The organism is Oleiphilus sp. HI0079 (assembly GCF_001635105.1).
Genome location: NZ_LWFT01000885.1, coordinates 1 through 753 on the forward strand (window position 1 = coordinate 1; position 753 = coordinate 753).

Annotated in this window: 1 protein-coding gene; it reads right to left on the reverse strand. The window is 48.3% G+C overall.

Annotated elements, in window-relative coordinates; translation table 11 throughout:
- Nucleotides 1-673: CYTH domain-containing protein (locus tag A3750_RS16390; RefSeq protein WP_068548468.1), on the reverse strand; the 673-nt coding region annotated here is incomplete at its 3' end.
- Between the last annotated feature and the right edge of the window lie 80 nt (nt 674-753).

Consider the following 753-nt stretch of genomic DNA (forward strand, 5'->3'; position numbering starts at 1 on the left):
ATTCGAGCATAGCTGCATGCGGTTCTTTTGCAGCACTGCCGCTATGGCTCAGCCCATCAGATCGTTCATCTAGCTCAACCGACTCGCATACCTTAGCGCTTCCGAGGTACTCAATCTCGACCTCATGTATCGGCTGTGCCTTTTTCGTACCCGGAACGGTGATCTCCCCCTCGTCCAAGACTAACTCGAAGTGGTGGCCACCCCATTGAACAATCTTGGCGGTACGCTGAAAATCGGTTCGAAATACGGGCTTTAACTGCAAATTGGTAGCATGTAACTGTGCAGTCCAAACATCGAGCGACTCCAACGCTTTAGTGCTCAAAATAGGCTTCGCTAATTCCCATTCCCATTCTCCCCGCTGCGAAACGCCATTCACGCTTTTGCCTGCGGTTTTAAGCGTTTGGATATAACGGGTATTAGGCGCAACGCCTTTTTTTCGAATCCGCAAAGCCACTTTATTCTTATGAAGCGTCAGATCTTCGGTATCAAAATAGATATTTTCAAGCTGCATGATCTTAATTTGCGCTGCATTGTCTTGGGTTACATCAGCTTGAGCGGGCCCGCTTTGTGTTAGGTCAGTTTGCGCTGCACCAGTACTGAGCATCGCTTGCTCAAGCTGCGCAAACGAGAGCGCCTCCGTGCAGGACAGTTTTAACTCTAGCTCTTTCGCCATCACTCTATTCCCAAGCTTACTCGATAAACATCATTCAGTTTATACACTTTTTAACTCGCAGAAACGAAAAAACCGGCCAG